The sequence below is a fragment of the Methylobacterium sp. ap11 genome, from assembly GCF_900110515.1.
GTDB classification, from domain to species: Bacteria; Pseudomonadota; Alphaproteobacteria; order Rhizobiales; family Beijerinckiaceae; genus Methylobacterium; species Methylobacterium ajmalii.
This window is the reverse complement of the sequence record NZ_FOEB01000011.1, coordinates 89,306-106,763: the sequence shown is the minus strand read 5'-3', so window position 1 is coordinate 106,763 and position 17,458 is coordinate 89,306. Positions and strand designations below refer to the sequence as shown.

The window sequence follows — 17,458 nt, the reverse complement described above, 5'->3', positions numbered from 1 at the left end:
CCGCCCGGGCGAGGAGCGTCCCCGGCGACGGCTTCGGGATACGCGATGGGACGAGTTTCCGGCACGGCAGCCTCCATCGGACGAACCTCCTATCAGGCGAGAATCTGGCGGGCGATGACGAGCTTCTGGACCTCGGTGGCGCCCTCGTAGATCCGCAGCGCCCGGATCTCGCGGTAGAGCGTCTCCGGCACCGAGCCGGAGCGGACGCCCTCGCCGCCGTGGAGTTGCACCGCCCGGTCGATCACCTCTTGCGCCGCTTCCGTCGCCACCATCTTGGCCATCGCGGCCTCGCGGGTGATGCGGGGCGCCCCGGAATCCCGGGTCCAGGCGGCGCGGTAGACGTGGAGCGCCGCCGAATCGATCGCCGTCGCCATCTCGGCGAGGCTGGTCTGGGTCAGCTGCATCGCGGCGAGCGGCGCCCCGAACAGCGTGCGGTTCTGCGCGCGGTGCAAGGAGGCATCGAGGGCGCGGCGGGCGAATCCCAGGGCCGCGGCGCCGACGGTGGAGCGGAACACGTCGAGCGTCGCCATCGCGACCTTGAAGCCCGCGCCCGCCTCGCCGATGCGGTTCTGCGCCGGCACGCGGCAATTCTCGAAGCGCAGCCGCGCGAGCGGATGGGGCGCGATGGTGTCGAGGCGCTCGGCGACCGTCAGGCCGGGCGTGTCCGCCGGCACGAGATAGGCCGAGAGGCCCCGCGCCCCCGGCGCCTCGCCGCTGCGGGCGAAGACGACGTACGTATCGGCGATGCCGCCATTCGAGATCCAGGTCTTCTCGCCATCGAGCCGGACCGTCCCGTCGTCGGCCGGCCGCACCGAGAGCGCGATCTGGGCGACGTCGGAGCCGGCCTCGGGCTCGGTGAGCGCGAAGGCGGCGATGCCGCGGCCCGCCCGCACCCCGGGCAGCACCGCATCGCGCTGGGCCGGCGTGCCGGACAGCGTCAGCGCCCCGGTGCCGAGGCCCTGCATGGCGAAGGCGAAATCGGCGAGGCCGTCGTGGCGGGCGAAGGTCTCGCGCAGGAGGCAGAGGGCCCGCACGTCGAACACCCCGTCCTCCGGCGCGGCGAAGCGCAGGAACCCCGCCTCGCCGAGGGCCGCGACGAGCCGCCGGCACGAGCCGTCGACGTCGTGGTGGTCGACGAGGGCCGGCACCGTGCGGGCGGCCCAGTCGTCGGCCTGCGCGGCGAGGTCGCGGTGGCGCGGCTCGAAGAACGGCCAGTCGAGGAAGGTCCGGTCGGGCATGGTCAGGGCCTTCCCACTTGGTTCATCCCACCCACAACCTCATCCTGAGGTGCGACTGAAAGGAGCCTCGAAGGAGGGCTCCAGAAGTCTCCGAGATACTTGGAGCCCTCCTTCGAGGTCAGTCCATCTCCGATGGACTGACACCTCAGGATGAGGTCGTGTGTAGGAGAGAGCGGAATACGGATGACCATCGGTCAGTTCCCCTCGAAGACCGGCTTGGTCTTGCCCGCAAAGGCCTCGAAGGCGCGGCGGAAATCCTGGGTCTTCATGCAGAGCGCCTGGGCCATCGCCTCTGCGTCGATGGCGGCATCGACTCCCATCGCCCATTCCATGTGCAGCATCCGCTTGGTCAGGCCGTTGGCGTAGGCCGGGCCTTGCGTGAGCGCGCGGGCGGTCTCGCGGGCCGTGCTCAAGGCCTCGCCCGCCGGGACCAGGCGGTTGAAGAAGCCCCAGCGCTCGCCCTCCTCGGCGCTCATGAAGCGGCCGGTATAGAGAAGCTCGGAGGCCCGGCCCTGGCCGATGATCCGGGGCAGGATCGCGCAGGCCCCCATGTCGCAGCCGGCGAGCCCCACCTTGTTGAACAGGAACGCCACCTTGGCGCCGGTGCCCGCTACCCGCAGGTCGGAGGCCATGGCGATGATGGCGCCCGCGCCCGCGCAGACGCCCTCGACCGCGGCCACGACCGGCTGCGGGCAGGCCCGCATCTCCTTGACGAGGTCGCCGGTCATGGTCGTGAAGGCGTGGAGGTCGGCGGCGCCCATGGCGGTCAGCGGCTCGATGATCTCGAACACGTCGCCGCCGCTGGAGAAGTTGCCGCCGGCCCCCGTGATCACCACGGCCGTCACGCTCTCCTCGAAGCGCAGGGCCCGGAAGGTGTCGCGCAGTTCCGCGTAGCTCTCGAAGGTGAGCGGGTTCTTCTTCTCCGGCCGGTTCAAGGTCACGGTCGCGATGCCGCCTTCGATCGCGAAGCCGAAATGCTGCGGCGTGAACCCGGCGAGCGGGGCCGCGATGGCGTTCTGGCGCCTCATGGTGCCTCCCTGACGTTTTGGTTTTGATTTGGTGCCGCCCGGCCGCACCGAGGCCTTGAGGGCGGAGAGCTGGGTGGACAGGGCGTCCTGCTCGGCGGGGTCGAGGGCGCCGACGAGCTCGGCGATCCAGTCGGCATGGGCGCGGGCCATCTCGGTGAAGACGGCGCGGCCCCGGGCCGTCAGGCGCACCTGCACCGCCCTGCGGTCGGTCTCCGAGACCTGGCGGTCGATCAGCTCTTCCTGCGCCAGCCGCTCGACGAGGCCGGTGACGTTGCCGTTCGACACCATCATCCGGCGCGACAATTCTCCGAGCTGGATCCCGTCGGGCGCGCGTTCGAGCTGCGCCAGCAGGTCGAAACGGGGGAGCGTGGTATCGAAGCGGTCGCGCAGGCGGCGGCGGATCTCCGCCTCGATGGTGTTGGCGGTGGTGAGCAGGCGCAGCCACAGCCGCACCTCGCTGCGGTGGGCCGGGGGCTCGGCGGAGATCTCGGTGGGGGCGTTCACAGCTCGCCTCCCGCCACCGCGACGGCCTGGCCGGTGACCGCGCCGGCCTCCCGGCCGGCGAGCCACAGCACCGCGTCCGCCACCTCCTCCGGGCGGATCAGGCGGCCCATCGGGTTGTGACGGGTGAACTCGGTCAGGAGGTCGTCGCGGCCGCGGCCGGTCTTCGCCTCCAGCCCGTCGATGGCGCTGCCGACGAGGTCGGTGTCGGTGAAGCCGGGGCAGACCGCGTTGACGGTGATGCCGGTGGCGGCGAGTTCGAGCGCCAGCGCCCGGGTGAGACCCACCACCGCGTGCTTGGCGGCGCAGTACGCGCCGACATAGGCGTAGCCCTTCAGCCCGGCCGTGGAGGCGACCGAGACGATCCGCCCCCCGCCTTGCGCCTTCATGCCGGGCACGACGGCACGGGCGGCGACCAGCACCGGCTCGAGGTTGAGCGCCATCATTCGCCGCAGGGTGTCGACGTCGCTGCGGGCGAGCGGCGCCGTCTCGGCTCCGCCGGCATTGTTGACCAGCACCGCGACCGGGCCGGCCTGCTCGGCGGCCTGCGCCAGGGCGCGCTCCAGGGCGGTCGCATCGGTGACGTCGGCCGCGACGGCGTGGGCGGCGCCGAGTTCGGCCTGCGCGCGGGCGGCGCTGTCCGGCGTGCGGCCGAGCACGGTCACCCGCTCCCCCGCCGCCACGAACCCGGCCGCGATCGCCCGCCCGATGCCGCGGGCGCCGCCGGTGACCAGGACGTGGCGGGGAGGGGGAGAGGCGTGGGGCATGGATATTTCAACCTTAAAGGAATTGGGCGCGGGTCCCCCTCTCCCCGCGGGCGGGGAGAGGGCCGCGTCCCCCGTTCAGGGGGCGCGGCTAGCGCAGGCGAAGCCGAGGCGAGGGTGAGGGGGTCTCGACGAGTGAGACTCGTCCGGAAACACCCCCTCACCCTCGGCTGCCGCCTCGCCTCGGTGACGACAAGGTCACCGAGGCCCTCTCCCCGCCCGCGGGGAGAGGGGAATGCTCACGGCGCGGCGTATCTCACACCGCCACCCGCAGCGGGCTCACGTTCCCCGCCACCGCGAACCCGGCCTTGCCGGCATAGCCCCCGACGATCGCCTGGCGCTCGGCGTGGCTCAGCACGTCCTCGACCCGGGAGAACCCGGCGGGCGCCCGCTTCTCGACCTCGTCGATCACCCGCTCCGGCCCGCCCTTGCGGTTGAGCATCACGATCTCGGCGGTCTTCGGCCGGCGCTCGGCCTCATACCTGTGGAGCGCCTGCATCGGATGCTCGGCGCCCGCCAGCGCGTCGCCCAGCGCCCGCGCGTCGAGGATCGCCTGAGAGGCGCCGTTGGAGCCGACCGGGTACATCGGATGGGCGGCGTCCCCCAGAAGCGTCACCCGCCCGTGGCTCCAACGCGGCAGCGGATCGCGGTCGCACATCGGGTATTCGAAGATTTGCGGCGTCGCCTCGACCAGCGCCGCGAGGTCGAAATCCGGCAGGGCGAAGCGCCGCGCGTAGGGCAGCACCTGCGAGCGGTGGGCGGGACGCGACCAGCTCTCCTTGGGCGGCGGCGAGACCTGCCCGTCCGCCATCTTCACGAACACCACCCAGTTCATCAGCTGGCGGCCGCCCTCGGCCTCGGCGATCGGGTAGAGGACGCATTTCGCCCCCATGCCGCCGCCGATCGCCATGGTGCGGCCGTCGCCCCAGGGCGCCCACTCGGTGGCGCCGCGCCACATCAGCACCCCGTCCCAGCGCGGCGGGCCCTCGTCGGGGAAGAACTTTTTCCGCACCACCGAGTGGATGCCGTCGCAGGCGATCAGCACGTCGGCCCGGATCGTGCGGCCGGCATCGCCCCGGAGCGCGTCGGTGAAGTGGGCGGTGATCCCGCCCTCGTCCTGCAGGAAGCCGGAGAGCGCCAGCCCGGTCCGGACCGCGTCCGGCCCCAGCCGCTCGCGCACCGCGTCGTAGAGCACGGCCTGCAGGCGCCCGCGATGGATCGAGAATTGCGGCACCGGATGGCCGGCCTCCAACCCCCGCGGCTCGCGCCAGACCTCCTGGCCCTGGCGGTTGAAGTAGGCGAGTTCCCTCGTGCGGATCGCCACCCGGTCGAGGGCCGGCAGCAGGTCGAGCTCGGCGAGTTCGCGGATCGCGTGCGGCAGGGTGTTGATGCCGACGCCGACCTCGCGCACCTCGGAGGCCTGCTCGACGATCGTGGCGCGGATGCCGCGCCGGTGGAGCATCAGGGCGGTGGCAAGGCCCCCGATCCCGGCGCCGACGATGAGGACGCGCATCGCTTCACTCCGCGTCCGGGGGCGGCAGGAAATCGACCTCGTGCTTGGCCGAGATCGCCACCACGTCGGCCGGGTTGGCCTGGGGGCCGAGATTGTGCAGCGCCCAGAACAGGTCGTAGAGGCGGCGCGCCGGCGAGACCCAGAACACGCACTTCACGTCCGCATCCGAGCGGTTGAACAGGCCGTGCGGCTGGCCCCGCGGCAGGCGCACCGTGTCGCCGGGCTCGGCCACGCTCTCCTGCCCGTCGAGGACGGCGGTGAGCCGGCCCTGCAGGATGTACAGGAACTCGTCCTGCGTCGGGTGGATGTGCGGCGGCACGAAGGTGCCCGGCGGAAAGGTGGCGTGCCAGGACAGCGAGCTCTCGGAGTGCTGCTTCGGCACGTAGATCTGCCCGAGGATGTTCCAGCGGACGCCCTCGATGCCCTCACCGGCGCGGGTGATGCCTGCGGTCATGGGGGTCATGGGCTTACTCCTTCGACGGATGTTTCACACATGAAGGAACCGGTCCTTCACCTCCGGCGCCTCGCGGAGCGCCGCGCTGGTGCCGGTCCAGACCACGCGGCCCTTCTCGATCACCACGTGCCGGTCGGCGAAGCGGGCCAGCGCATCGACGTTCTTGTCGATCACCAGGATCGCCTCGCCCTCGTCCTTGATCGCCCGCAGGCAGGCCCAGATCTCCTCGCGGATCAGCGGCGCCAGCCCCTCGGTCGCCTCGTCGAGGACGACGAGGCGCGGATTGGTCATGAGTGCCCGTCCGATCGCCAGCATCTGCTGCTCGCCGCCCGAGAGCTGGTCGCCGCCGTTGCGCCGCCGCTCCTTCAAGCGCGGGAACAGGCGGTAGACCGCCTCGAGGCTCCACTTGGCGCCGCGCCCGCCGCGATGGGTGGCGACGAGGTTCTCCTCGACCGAGAGGGTCGGGAAGACCTGGCGCCCCTCCGGCACCAGCCCGAGGCCGCGCCGCGCGACGAGGTGCGACGGGCGCCCGGCCATGTCCTCGCCGTCGATCAGGATCCGGCCGGCCCGGGGCTTCAGGAGGCCGAAGATCGACTTCACGGTAGTGGTCTTGCCCATGCCGTTGCGGCCGAGCAGCGTCACCACCTCGCCCTTGGCGACCGAGAGGTCGATCCCGAACAGGATGCGGGAATCGCCGTATGCGCTCTCCAGGCCCTCGACGCTGAGCATCAGGCCGCCTCCTCCTCGCCGAGATAGGCGGCGCGCACCGCCGGATCGGAGCGGACGACGGTGGGCGCGCCGCTCGCGATGACGCGGCCGTAAACCAGCACGCTCATCCGGTCGGCGAGCGCGAACACCGCGTCCATGTCGTGCTCGATCAGCACGAGGGTGTGGGTGGATTTCAATTCGCGCATCAACTCGACCAGGATCGCGGATTCTTCCGGGCCGGTACCGGCGAGCGGCTCGTCGAGGAGGAGCAGGCGGGCCCTCGTCGCGAGCGCCACCGCCAGTTCGAGTTGGCGCTTCTCGCCGTGCGACAGGCTGCCGGCCCGGCGCGCGGCGCGATCGGCGAGGCCGACGCGCCCGAGCGCGTCCATTGCCTCGGCGTTGAGCGCCGTCTCGCTCGCGGCGGGGCGGAAGAACCGGAAGCCCGAACCGGATCGGGCCTGGACCGCCAGCGCCACGTTCTCCAGCACCGAGAACCCGTCGAGGATCGAGGTGATCTGGAACGAGCGGGCCAGCCCCCGGCGCACACGCGCGACCATCGGCAGGGCCGTCACGTCCTCGCCGGCGAGGTGCACGGTGCCGGAATCGCTGGCGAGGCTGCCCGACAGCTGGTGGATCAGCGTGGTCTTGCCGGCGCCGTTCGGGCCGATGATGGCGTGCAACTCGCCCGACGCCACGTCGAGGCTGACGTCGTCCGTCACCTTCAGCGCGCCGTAGGACTTGCGCAAGTTACGAACGGAGAGGAGCGAGGTCATGCGCGCCTCCCGATCTTCGCCGCGAGCCCCGCGAGGCCGCCGCGGGAGAGGAGCACCACCGCGACCAGCATCAGCCCGAGGCCGAGGCGCCAATGGTCGGAATAATGCGCCAGCACCTCTTCGAGGGCGATCAAGGCGGCGGCCCCGACGACCGGCCCCACCAGCGTGCCCATGCCGCCGAGCACCACCATGACGATCAGTTCGCCCGAGCGCTGCCAGCTCATGTAGGCCGGCGAGACGAATTCGGCTTGGTTGGCAAGCAGCACCCCGGCCAGCCCCGCGATGGCGCCGGCGATCACGTAGGCGGTGAGCCGGTAGGGCAGGGGCGAGAAGCCGATCGCCTGCATCCGCACCGCGTTGTCGCGGCTGCCGCGCAGCACCCGGCCGAAGCGCGAGGCGACGACGCGGCGGAGCACCAGCAACGCGACCGCCAGCACCGCCAGCACGCAGTAGAACAGCGCCGGGTCGCCCTCGATCAGCCGCATCCCGAACAGGGTCGAGCGGCCCGACAGCGGCAGCCCGTCGTCGCCGCCGTAGGGCGCGAGCGAGACCATGAAGAAATACGCCATCTGCCCGAAGGCCAGCGTGATCATGATGAAGTAGACGCCGCGGGTGCGAAGCGAGATCGCCCCGGTGACGAGGGCGAAGAGGGCGCAGGTCACGGCTGCCACCGGTGCCTGCACCGCGAGGTCGCGGATGCCGTGGGCGTCGAGGATGCCAACCGCGTAGGCCCCGAGGCCGATGAAGGCGGCGTGGCCGAACGACACCATCGCGCCGTAGCCGAGCACGAGGTCGAGGGAGAGGGCGGCGAGCCCGAAGATCATCATCCGGGTCGCGGTGACGACGAGGAAGGGGAGGCCCACGGCCTCGGCCGCGACCGGCAGGGCGGCGAGCGCGGCGAGGACCAGCCCGGCCAGCGCCGCGCCGGGGAAGACGGCCCGGCGCCGGGGCGGCGCGGCGGCCATGCGGGCGACGAGGGTGCTCATCGGGACCCCCGCGCCGGAAAGAGGCCGGAGGGCCGGAAGAACAGGATGGCGGCCATCAGGATGTAGATCAGCATCGGGGCGAGCGTCCGGCCGGTCTGCGAGGCGGACGACGCATCCATCACGCTGCGCAGGAGGATCGGCCCGAAGGTGCGCCCGAGCTGGTCGGCGAGGCCGACGAGGAGACCGGCGACGAAGGCACCCCGCACCGAGCCGACGCCGCCGATGACGATGACCACGAAGGTCAGGATCAGCACCGAATCGCCCATGCCGGGATCGACGGAGAGGATCGGCGCCACCATCGCGCCGGCGAAGCCCGCCAGCATCGCGCCGAGGCCGAACACCACCAGAAAGAGCCGGCGGATGTCGACCCCGAGCGCCGCCACCATCGGGCCGTTGCTGGCGCCGGCCCGCAGCCGCATGCCGAGCCGGGTGTGGTTGACGAGGAGGTGGAGGCCGAGCGCCGTGGCGAGGCCGGCGGCGATGATCGCGACGCGATACAGCGGGTAGTGCAGGGTGCCGACGAGCCGGACCGAGCCCGACAGGGCGTCCGGCACCGGCACGCTCATGGGGGCCGCCCCCCAGACGATCCGCACGCCCTCGTTGAGGATCAGGATCAGCCCGAAGGTGGCGAGCACCTGGTCGAGGTGGTCGCGCCCGTAGAGGTGGCGCACCACCAGGACTTCGAGGGCGAGGCCGAAGAGGAGCGTCGCCGGCAAAGCCAGCAGGAGCCCGAGGCCGAAGCTGCCGGTGGCGGCGGTGAACGTCGCGGCCAGATAGGCGCCGATCATGTAGAGCGCGCCGTGGGCGAGGTTGATGAGGTCCATCACCCCGAAGATCAGCGTCAGCCCCGCCGCCACCAGGAAGAGCAGGATGCCGAGCTGGACGCCGTTCAGCGCCTGGATCAGGAACAGGTTGAGCATGGCGCGACTTGCGGGTGAGAGGTTTGCCCTGCGGTTTCCAAGACCCTCCACGTCATCCTGGGGCCGCGAAGCGGAACCCGGGATCCATAACCGTCGACGCGGCAGGCAGAGGTGGAACGGTTCCGCTTCATCCGGCATCCTCGGCGGTCATGGATCCCGGGTTCTCGCCTGCAGCGAGCCCCGGGATGACGAGGTGAGTTCGAGTCTCCCGGAGGGAAAAATTATTTACTTCATCTTGCACTCTGTCGCGTAATTATCCTGATAATTCGAAAAGATCTTTTCGGCGATCTGGGTCTCGTACTTCCCGTCCGGGCGCTTGGCGGCCTTGACGAGGTAGAAATCCTGGATCGGGTAGTGGTTGTTGCCGATCTTGAAATTGCCGCGCAGGGACTGGAAGTCGGCGGCCTTGAGGCCGGCGCGGATCGCATCCTTGTCCTTCAGGTCGCCCTTGGCGCGCTTGACCGCGGCGTCGATCATCAGGGCGGCGTCGTAGGCCTGCATGGCGTAGGTGCCCGGCACGCTGCCGTACTTCTTCTCGTAGGCGGCGACGAAGGCCTTGGATTGCGGGTTGTCGAGGTCCGGCGCCCAGTTGGCGCCGCCGTAATACCCCACCGCCGCGTCCTTCTGGGCCGGCAGCGTGCTCTCGTCGACCGTGAAGGCGGAGAGGAACGGGATCGTGCTGAGACCCGCCTGGCGGTACTGGCGCACCAGGTTGACGCCCATGCCGCCCGGCATGAAGGCGAACACCGCGTCGGGCTGGGCGGCCGAGATCTGGGCGAGCTCCGCCGAGAAGTCGAGCTGGCCGAGCGGGGTGAACATCTCGTTCACCACCTCGCCCTTGTAGGAATGCTTGAAGCCGGCGAGCGAGTCCTTGCCCGCCTGGTAGTTCGGCGCCAGCAGGACCAGGCGCTTGTAGCCCTTGTTCTGGGCGTACTTGCCCAGCACCTCGTGGACCTGGTCGTTCTGGTAGGAGGAGACGAACAGGTTCGGGTTGCACTCCGTCCCGGCATAGTTCGACGTGCCGGCATTGGGCGAGATCAGGAAGGCGCCGCCGTCGGTCACCGGCCGCACCACCGCGCGCAGCACGTTGGAGAAGGTCGGTCCGACCACGAAGTCGACCCGGTCGCGCTTCACCAGTTCCCGCGCCTTGTTGGTGGCGACGTCGGGCTTCAGCTCGTCGTCGACCGTCACCACCTCGGTGTCCAAGCCGCCGAGCTTCTTGCCGAGGGTGTCCAGCGCCAGCAGGAACCCGTCGCGGCCCTGCTCGCCGAGCACCGCCGAGGGCCCCGAGAGGGTGAACATCAGCCCGACCCGGACCTTTCCAGATCCTTCCCCCTGGCCCTGCGCGGCGGCGGGACCGGCCAGCAGCGTGGCGCCCAAGAGAGCGGTCGCGAGGCGGCTGGCGTTCCGGATCGGCGTCATCCCGTGTGTCCCTTGTCTGTCGAGAGCATCGTCGGCACTTGTCCGGTGCGAAGCGGCCGAAGTCGAGTCGGCGCGAGACGCGAAGGCGACGCTCTTTCGTTGGATCCCGGCCTGTCCCGCCCGGAATACTTTACGCATGAAATATCGTCTGGCAACCGCCTTCGATGATTTTTCCGCCATGCCGCATCGGTGTGCAGTGCAACGAGCATTATGCTGAAAAACAAGACTTTTTATCTGCTGCATCGCAGCATTCGGACGGCCGCCCCCGATCGGCTGCCGGACCGATGGCCGGCCGGTCGGTGCGCCTTCGCGAGGCCCCCTTGCGCCGCGATATTTCAAGTATAAAGTTTCTGAGCCGGCGGACCCGCCGCCCCACGAAGGAGCCCTTCATGCGCGTCACGGTGATCGGCGGCGGACCCGGCGGGCTCTATTGCGCACTCCTGACCAAGAAGCGCCGGCCCGGCTGGCAAGTCGAGGTCTACGAGCAGAACCGGGCCGACGACACGTTCGGCTTCGGGGTGGTCTTCTCCGACGAGACCCTGCACGAGTTCCTGTCGCGCGATCCCCGCTCGTTCTCCCGCATCAGGGACGCCTTCTCGTACTGGGACGACGTGGCAATCCACAAGCAGGGCACGGTGATGCGCTGCGGCGGCAACGGATTTGCCGGGGTGAGCCGGATGCGCCTGCTCCAGATCCTGCAGGAGCGCTGCCGCGAGGAGGGGGTGGCGCTGCATTTCGGCGAGAGCGTCCCGCCGGACCGGCTCAAGGAACGCTTCCCCGATTCCGACGTCATCGTCGCCTGCGACGGCATCAACTCGCGCATCCGCGAGCATTTTCGCGATGCGTTCCAGCCCGAGGTCGAGATCAAGTCCAACCGGTTCTGCTGGATGGGCTCGACCCGGCCGATGGACGAGTTCAACTACTTCTTCCGCGAGACGCCGCACGGCATCGTCTGCGCCCATACCTACCAGTACGAGCCGGGCCGCTCGACCTGGGTGTTCGAGATGGACGAGGCCTGCTGGCAGGGCCACGGCTTCACCGAGACCGACGAGGAGGGCGCGCGCCGGGTCCTCGAGGCGATGTACGCCGAGGAGTTGCAGGGCCACGGCCTGCTCCTCAACCGCTCGACCTGGCGCCGCTTCCCGCGGATCTTCTGCCACAACTGGTCGCATGACAACATCGTGCTCTTGGGCGACGCCAAGGCCTCGGCGCATTTCTCGATCGGCTCGGGCACCAAGCTCGCGATGGAATGCGCCATCGCGCTCTCGGACGCGCTGGTCGAGACCGCGGAGGACGACGTCCAGGCGGCATTCGCGGCCTACGACCGGGCGCGCCGCACCCCCTGCCAGGTGGTGCAGCACAATGCCGACGTGTCGCTCGCCTGGTTCGAGCACATGAACCGCTCCTGGGACATGGACCCCGCGCAGTTCTCCATGGTGGTGATGTGCCGGGCGAAGTCCGTCACCTACGACAACCTGGTGGTGCGCGATCCCGCCTACGTCGCGGCCGTCGACGACGCCTTCTACGCTCGCCTTCATGCCGAGACCGGCGAGGATTACCGGGAGAGCCGGCCGACGCCGATGTTCACCGGCCTGCGTTTACGCGAGATGCGGATCCCGAACCGCGTCGCGATGGCGCCGATGGCGCAGTACTCGGCCGATCGGGACGGCAACCTCACCGACTGGCACTTCGTCCACTACACCTCGCACGCGCTCGGCGGCCCTGGCCTGCTCTTCACCGAGATGACCTGCCCGTCGGCCGAGGCCCGCATCACCCCCGGCTGCCCGGGCCTGTGGACCGACGCGCACGAGGCGCAATGGGCCCGCATCGTCGATTTCGTCCACGCCCATACCGACACCAGGATCGTGATGCAGCTGGGGCACGCCGGTCGCAAGGGCTCGACGCAGGTCGGCTGGGAGCGGATGGACCACCCGCTGCCAGAGGGCAACTGGCCGGTCGTCTCGGCCTCCCCGATCCCGTATCTCGACGGCGTGAGCCAGGTGCCCCGCGCCCTCGACCGGGCCGGGATGGACCGGGTGCGGAACGAGTTCGTCCAGGCGACCGAACGGGCGGCGCGGGCGGGCTTCGACATGCTGGAGCTGCACTGCGCCCACGGCTACCTGATGGCCTCGTTCCTCTCGCCGCTGACGAACACCCGCACCGACGAATACGGCGGGTCGATCGAGAACCGCCTGCGCTTCCCGCTCGAGGTCTTTGCCGCCATGCGGGCGGCCTGGCCGGCGGAGCGCCCGATGTCGGTGCGCATCTCCGCCACCGACTGGGCCGAGGGCGGCATGACCGAAGCCGACACGGTGGCGGTGGCGCAGGCCCTGCACGAGGCGGGTTGCGACCTCGTCGACGTCTCGGCCGGCCAGACCGTCGCCGAGCAGCGCCCGGTCTACGGCCGGATGTTCCAGGTCCAGTTCGCCGACGCGATCCGCAACCGCGCCGGCAACCGCGCCCCGATGGCCGTGATGGCGGTCGGCGCGATCACGGAAGCCGGCCAGGTCAACACCATCCTGCACACCCGCCGGGCCGACATCGTGGCGCTCGGCCGGCCGCACCTGTGGAACCCGAATTTCTGCCGCCAGGCCTCGGCCTGGTACGACGCCCGCACCCAGGCCTGGCCGAAGCCCTATCGGCCCGGCCGCGACCAGGCCCACCGCGAACTGCCGAAGGCGCGCGAGCAGGAGATCGCCTTGCGCCGCAAGGCCCGGCCGCGGCCGCACCAGGCCGGGCAGCCGGCGGCGGACTAGAGCATTTTCCGACAAAGTGGATGCCGGTTCGTCGAAGAAAATGCGGCAAAATCAGAAACATAGAGAGCTTCGCGATTGCAACGCGATCGTGAAGCGCTCTAGGCCGCAGCGGCGACGGCGTGCCGCCCGCACCGGCGGCGCTGCCGATCTTTTCGACGCCGTGACGCTTTGTGCGCCAACTACAGTGTGATTCATCAAGATATAACAAGTCCGGACCTATGCATGTCGGCGCCTCGGATCGTGAGGCGCGACCATCGATGCCGGGCGGTTTCGTGATGAAGTTGTCGATCAAGCAGGTCCTGATCGGGACGATTCTGACGTTGATGCTTTTCGGCGTGGCGCAGGGCGGCAACGGCATCTTGCGCCTGATGACGCTGCGGGACGACATCGTCGCCATTGCCCAGACCCGGCTGCCGGCCTCGAACCTGATCAGCCAGATCTACGCCGAGACCCAGAGCTACCGGCTCAACCTGTACCGCTTCGTCGTGACCTCGACCGACGATGCCGCCTACGACCGCAACGAGCAGGCCTTGATCAAGGGCCGCCAGGCGCTGGTCGACCTCCAGGCGCGCTACGCGCCGCTGATCTCCGGCCCCGAGGAGCGGACGGCGTTCGACCGCTTCGTCACGAAGTGGAGCGAGTATCTGGAAGGCCAGAAATCGGTGACCGGCGCGATGGCGGCCGGCGACCAGGCCTCGGCACTCGCGACCCTGACCGGGCCCGAGATGACCGCCACCAACGCCCAGGCGACCGGCGCCCTGAAGTCCATCGTGGCGATGAACGCCGAGGCGGCGCTCGCCAGCGCGGAGCGCAGCAGCGCCAGCGCCGGCGGCGGCATCCTGGCCGCCGGGGTGATGACCGCGCTGGCCCTCGCCGCCGCCATCGGGGCGATCGTCTTTTCCCTGCTCGGCGTCGCCCGGCCGATCGCCCGCATGACCGCCGCCATGGAGCGGCTGGCGCGCCACGACCTCGTGGTGCCGGTCCCCGGCATCGGCCGGCGCGACGAGATCGGCGCGATGGCGGGCGCCGTGCAGGTGTTCAAGGAGAGCATGCAGCGGGCTCGCGCCCTGGAGGAGGAGACCGCGCTCGCCCGTGCCTCGGCGGAAGAGCAGCGCCGGGTCGGGATGCGCCAGATGGCGGACGCCTTCGAGGCGGCGGTCGGCGGCATCGTCGGCCGGGTCTCGACCTCGGCGACCGAGCTGCAGGCGACCGCCGAGGTGATGACCGCGACGGCGCGGGAGACCGCCGCGCAATCGACCACCGTCGCGGCGGCGGCCGAGCAGGCCTCCTCCAACGTCGGCACGGTTGCGGCGGCGGCCGAGGAGCTCGGCGCCTCGGTCCAGGAGATCGGCCGCCAGGTCGACGGCTCGGCCCGGCTCGCCCGGGCCGCGGTGGCGGAGGCCGGACAGACCGCCGACCAGGTCCGCACCCTGACCGAGGCGACCGCCCGGATCGGCGACGTGGTCGGGCTGATCGCCTCGATCGCCAGCCAGACCAACCTCTTGGCGCTCAACGCCACCATCGAGGCGGCCCGCGCGGGTGCGGCCGGCCGCGGCTTCGCGGTGGTGGCCGCGGAGGTGAAGGAGCTCGCCGGCCAGACCGCCCGGGCGACGCAGGAGATCACCTCGCAGATCGCCGCGATCCAGGCCTCGACGGGTCTGGCCGCCGGCGCGATCGGCGGCATCACCGCGCGGATCGAGGAGATCTCGACCGTGGCGACCTCGATCGCGGCCGCCGTGGAGGAGCAGGGCGCGGCGACCCAGGAGATCGTCCGCAACGTCTCCCAGGCAGCGGCCGGCACCGGCGAGGTCACCGGCACCATCGCGGGCGTGGCGGGCGCCGCCGAGGAGACCGGGGCGGCGGCGGGCCAGGTGCTCACCGCGGCCTCCGCCCTGACGCGCCAGTCCGAGCACCTCGCGGCCGAGGTCGCGCAGTTCCTCGCCACCGTCCGGGCGGCCTGACCGCCTGCTCGACGGGATCGACGCGTTCCATCCCATCCCCGGCCTCATCCCGAGGTGTCAGTCGAGTGCAAGTCGGCCGACATCTCGAAGGAAGGCTCCATGGATCTTCGCGTCGACTGGAGGGATCGTTCGAGGTCGGTCCATCGAAGATGGACTCGCGCCTCGAGACGAGGGGTGGGTCGGATGAAAAGCTTCTCGCGACATCCATGACCTGTCCCGAGAAGAGTCCGGGGGATTGTTTGATCGAGGGCCCGCATCGTCCCCCAGGCGGGACGATGCGGGCCCTCGCCGTGTGACGAACCGGCAGGGCGGGGGCCGTCACTCGCCGGGAAGGCCGTCGCCGGGCCGCCGGGCCGATCGCGCCGCGGCTTGTCATCGCGCCCGCGGACCGGTACACGACGAGTCTCGCACCGGGTCCCGCACCCTTTAGGAGACGCGAGCCGTGGCTCATGCCGGCTCCCTGCTGACGCCCCCGACGACCGCCTTCGCGGCGGCGCGGTCGCGCGCGCTCCTCCTCGCCGGCCTTCTCCTTACCAGCCCCTGAGGGCCGTCCGGGCGCGCGCCTGGGCCCTTGGGGGATCTGAGAGACCTGCCGACCAGCTGCGCCCGCGCGACCTTTGCGATCCCGGGCGAACCAGGATTTTCCGCACATGACCGACACGACCGCCCGCACCCCCGCCGCCGCCGAGCGCGTCCTGATCTTCGACACCACCCTGCGCGACGGCGAGCAATGCCCCGGCGCCACCATGACGCTGGAGGAGAAGCTGGCGGTGGCCGAGATGCTCGACGCGATGGGCGTCGACATCATCGAGGCCGGCTTCCCGATCGCCTCGAACGGCGACTTCGAGGCGGTCGCCGAGATCGCCCGCCGCGCGAAGTCCGCGGTGATCGCCGGCCTCGCCCGCGCGATTCCCGCCGACATCGCCCGGGCCGGCGAGGCGGTGAAGTTCGCCCGCCGCGGCCGCATCCATACCTTCGTCTCCACCTCGCCGATCCATCTGGCCCACCAGATGCGCAAGACCGAGGACGAGGTCCTGGAGATCATCCTGAAGACCGTGGCCCAGGCCCGCGACCTCGTCGAGGACGTCGAGTGGTCGGCGATGGACGCCACCCGCACGCCGATCGACTACCTGTGCCGCTGCGTCGAGGCGGCGATCCGGGTCGGTGCCACCACCATCAACCTGCCCGACACCGTCGGCTACGCCACGCCCGAGGAGTACCGGGCGATGTTCCGGGCCGTGCGCGAGCGGGTGCCGAATTCCGACAAGGCGGTGTTTTCCGTCCATTGTCACAACGATCTCGGCCTGGCGGTGGCGAACTCGCTGGCCGGCATCGAGGGCGGCGCGCGCCAGATCGAGTGCACCATCAACGGCATCGGCGAGCGGGCCGGCAACGCCGCGCTGGAGGAGGTCGTGATGGCGATCAAGACCCGCGCCGACGTGCTGCCCTATGCCACCGGCATCGACACCACCCAGCTGGTGCGCGCCTCGAAGCTGGTGGCCGGCGCCACCCACTTCCCGGTGCAATACAACAAGGCGATCGTCGGCCGGAACGCCTTCGCCCACGAGAGCGGCATCCACCAGGACGGGATGCTGAAGAACCAGACCACCTACGAGATCATGACGCCGGAATCGGTCGGCGTGCACAAGACCTCGCTGGTGATGGGCAAGCATTCGGGCCGGGCCGCCTTCCGCTCGAAGCTCGACGACATGGGCTACCGGCTGTCCGACAACCAGTTCCAGGACGCGTTCGAGCGGTTCAAGGCGCTGGCCGACCGCAAGAAGCACGTCTACGACGAGGACATCGAGGCCCTGGTCGACGAGAACCTGGCGACCGCGCACGACCGCATCAAGCTCGTCTCGCTGACGGTGATGGCCGGCACCCGCGGCCCGCAGCGGGCGACGATGAAGCTCGACATCGAGGGCCGCGTCGTCACCGAGGAGACCGACGGCAACGGCCCGGTCGACGCGGTGTTCAAGGCGATCCACGCCCTGGTGCCGCACGAGGCAGCCCTGGAGCTCTACGACGTCCACGCCGTCACCGAGGGCACCGACGCCCAGGCCGAGGTCTCGGTGCGCCTGCGCCAGGACGACCGCATCGTCACCGCCCGCGGCGCCGACCCGGACACCCTGGTCGCCTCGGCCAAGGCCTACCTCGCCGCGCTCAACAAGCTGATGGCCGGCGCCAGCCGCCTGCACGCCCAGCACGCCGCCGCCGAGTAGCCCGAGCGCCGGCGCGAGCCGGCAAAAAATCGACCGGCCGGCGGGTTCGGGGCTGGACAGCCCTCCGCCGGCCGATTAAACGACCCTCACCGCCGGGGCGGTTTGGTGGCTTCCCCGGACGTTCTCTTGTGAGAGCGGGCGCATAGCTCAGTTGGTAGAGCAGCTGACTCTTAATCAGCGGGTCCTAGGTTCGAGCCCTAGTGCGCCCACCA

The 17,458-nt window shown here is 70.5% G+C and carries 13 protein-coding genes, 1 tRNA gene and 1 pseudogene; 4 read left to right on the top strand and 11 right to left on the bottom strand.

The window, feature by feature from the left end; all coding sequences use genetic code 11:
• Positions 1–92 precede the first annotated feature (92 nt).
• The 11 genes and pseudogenes from BMX97_RS17585 to BMX97_RS17535 all read right to left on the bottom strand — a co-directional run bounded on the left by BMX97_RS17585 (position 93) and on the right by BMX97_RS17535 (position 10,307).
• Positions 93–1,238: an acyl-CoA dehydrogenase family protein gene (locus BMX97_RS17585; RefSeq protein WP_091752646.1), complete on the bottom strand. Its 1,146-nt coding sequence runs from the start codon at positions 1,236–1,238 to the stop codon at positions 93–95.
• Positions 1,239–1,432: 194 nt separating this feature from the next.
• Entirely contained in the window at positions 1,433–2,266 is an 834-nt protein-coding gene (locus BMX97_RS33325; protein WP_210187651.1) for an enoyl-CoA hydratase family protein, read from the bottom strand.
• 204 nt (positions 2,267–2,470) lie between these two features.
• Positions 2,471–2,719 (bottom strand): annotated as a pseudogene (locus tag BMX97_RS34350) (MarR family transcriptional regulator); the annotation flags it as partial.
• Between the two features lie 47 nt (positions 2,720–2,766).
• Entirely contained in the window at positions 2,767–3,534 is a 768-nt protein-coding gene (locus BMX97_RS17575) for an SDR family NAD(P)-dependent oxidoreductase (RefSeq protein ID WP_091752644.1), read from the bottom strand.
• Positions 3,535–3,787: 253 nt separating this feature from the next.
• Entirely contained in the window at positions 3,788–5,044 is a 1,257-nt protein-coding gene (locus BMX97_RS17565) for a flavin-dependent oxidoreductase (protein ID WP_091752642.1), read from the bottom strand.
• A gap of 4 nt (positions 5,045–5,048) precedes the next feature.
• Entirely contained in the window at positions 5,049–5,507 is a 459-nt protein-coding gene (locus BMX97_RS17560; RefSeq protein WP_091752641.1) for a cupin domain-containing protein, read from the bottom strand.
• Between the two features lie 24 nt (positions 5,508–5,531).
• Entirely contained in the window at positions 5,532–6,227 is a 696-nt protein-coding gene (locus BMX97_RS17555; RefSeq protein WP_091752640.1) for an ABC transporter ATP-binding protein, read from the bottom strand.
• Complete coding sequence (locus BMX97_RS17550; protein ID WP_091752639.1) at positions 6,227–6,979, bottom strand: ABC transporter ATP-binding protein; 753 nt, start codon at positions 6,977–6,979, stop codon at positions 6,227–6,229. The genes BMX97_RS17555 and BMX97_RS17550 overlap by 1 nt, the downstream gene beginning before the upstream one ends.
• A complete protein-coding gene (locus tag BMX97_RS17545) occupies positions 6,976–7,944 on the bottom strand; it encodes a branched-chain amino acid ABC transporter permease (RefSeq protein WP_244538497.1) in 969 nt (322 codons plus the stop codon). The genes BMX97_RS17550 and BMX97_RS17545 overlap by 4 nt, the downstream gene beginning before the upstream one ends.
• A 17-nt stretch (positions 7,945–7,961) precedes the next feature.
• The gene (locus BMX97_RS17540) at positions 7,962–8,885 is read right to left on the bottom strand and encodes a branched-chain amino acid ABC transporter permease (RefSeq protein ID WP_091752637.1); all 924 of its coding nucleotides are present in this window, start codon (positions 8,883–8,885) and stop codon (positions 7,962–7,964) included.
• A 225-nt stretch (positions 8,886–9,110) separates the two neighbouring features.
• On the bottom strand, positions 9,111–10,307 hold the full coding sequence (locus BMX97_RS17535; RefSeq protein ID WP_091752636.1) for an ABC transporter substrate-binding protein: 1,197 nt from the start codon (positions 10,305–10,307) through the stop codon (positions 9,111–9,113).
• 389 nt (positions 10,308–10,696) lie between these two features.
• Here BMX97_RS17535 and BMX97_RS17530 point away from each other — a divergent pair, with 389 nt between their 5' ends.
• From BMX97_RS17530 to BMX97_RS17515, 4 genes are all read left to right on the top strand, one after another.
• Complete coding sequence (locus BMX97_RS17530; protein WP_091752635.1) at positions 10,697–13,063, top strand: oxidoreductase; 2,367 nt, start codon at positions 10,697–10,699, stop codon at positions 13,061–13,063.
• Between the two features lie 275 nt (positions 13,064–13,338).
• Positions 13,339–15,024, top strand: a complete 1,686-nt coding sequence (locus BMX97_RS17525) for a methyl-accepting chemotaxis protein (RefSeq protein WP_091752733.1) — start codon at positions 13,339–13,341, stop codon at positions 15,022–15,024.
• 650 nt (positions 15,025–15,674) lie between these two features.
• The gene (locus tag BMX97_RS17520) at positions 15,675–17,246 is read left to right on the top strand and encodes a 2-isopropylmalate synthase (RefSeq protein WP_091752634.1); all 1,572 of its coding nucleotides are present in this window, start codon (positions 15,675–15,677) and stop codon (positions 17,244–17,246) included.
• 136 nt (positions 17,247–17,382) lie between these two features.
• Positions 17,383–17,458: transfer RNA gene (locus tag BMX97_RS17515), tRNA-Lys, on the top strand.

Bases quoted from the DNA above. Each gene is read 5' to 3' on its own strand.
- BMX97_RS17585 (WP_091752646.1), bottom strand. From the start codon at position 1,238: ATGCCCGACCGGACCTTCCTCGACTGGCCGTTCTTCGAGCCGCGCCAC.
- BMX97_RS33325 (WP_210187651.1), bottom strand. From the start codon at position 2,266: ATGAGGCGCCAGAACGCCATCGCGGCCCCGCTCGCCGGGTTCACGCCG.
- BMX97_RS17575 (WP_091752644.1), bottom strand. From the start codon at position 3,534: ATGCCCCACGCCTCTCCCCCTCCCCGCCACGTCCTGGTCACCGGCGGC.
- BMX97_RS17565 (WP_091752642.1), bottom strand. From the start codon at position 5,044: ATGCGCGTCCTCATCGTCGGCGCCGGGATCGGGGGCCTTGCCACCGCC.
- BMX97_RS17560 (WP_091752641.1), bottom strand. From the start codon at position 5,507: ATGACCCCCATGACCGCAGGCATCACCCGCGCCGGTGAGGGCATCGAG.
- BMX97_RS17555 (WP_091752640.1), bottom strand. From the start codon at position 6,227: ATGCTCAGCGTCGAGGGCCTGGAGAGCGCATACGGCGATTCCCGCATC.
- BMX97_RS17550 (WP_091752639.1), bottom strand. From the start codon at position 6,979: ATGACCTCGCTCCTCTCCGTTCGTAACTTGCGCAAGTCCTACGGCGCG.
- BMX97_RS17545 (WP_244538497.1), bottom strand. From the start codon at position 7,944: ATGGCCGCCGCGCCGCCCCGGCGCCGGGCCGTCTTCCCCGGCGCGGCG.
- BMX97_RS17540 (WP_091752637.1), bottom strand. From the start codon at position 8,885: ATGCTCAACCTGTTCCTGATCCAGGCGCTGAACGGCGTCCAGCTCGGC.
- BMX97_RS17535 (WP_091752636.1), bottom strand. From the start codon at position 10,307: ATGACGCCGATCCGGAACGCCAGCCGCCTCGCGACCGCTCTCTTGGGC.
- BMX97_RS17530 (WP_091752635.1), top strand. From the start codon at position 10,697: ATGCGCGTCACGGTGATCGGCGGCGGACCCGGCGGGCTCTATTGCGCA.
- BMX97_RS17525 (WP_091752733.1), top strand. From the start codon at position 13,339: ATGAAGTTGTCGATCAAGCAGGTCCTGATCGGGACGATTCTGACGTTG.
- BMX97_RS17520 (WP_091752634.1), top strand. From the start codon at position 15,675: ATGACCGACACGACCGCCCGCACCCCCGCCGCCGCCGAGCGCGTCCTG.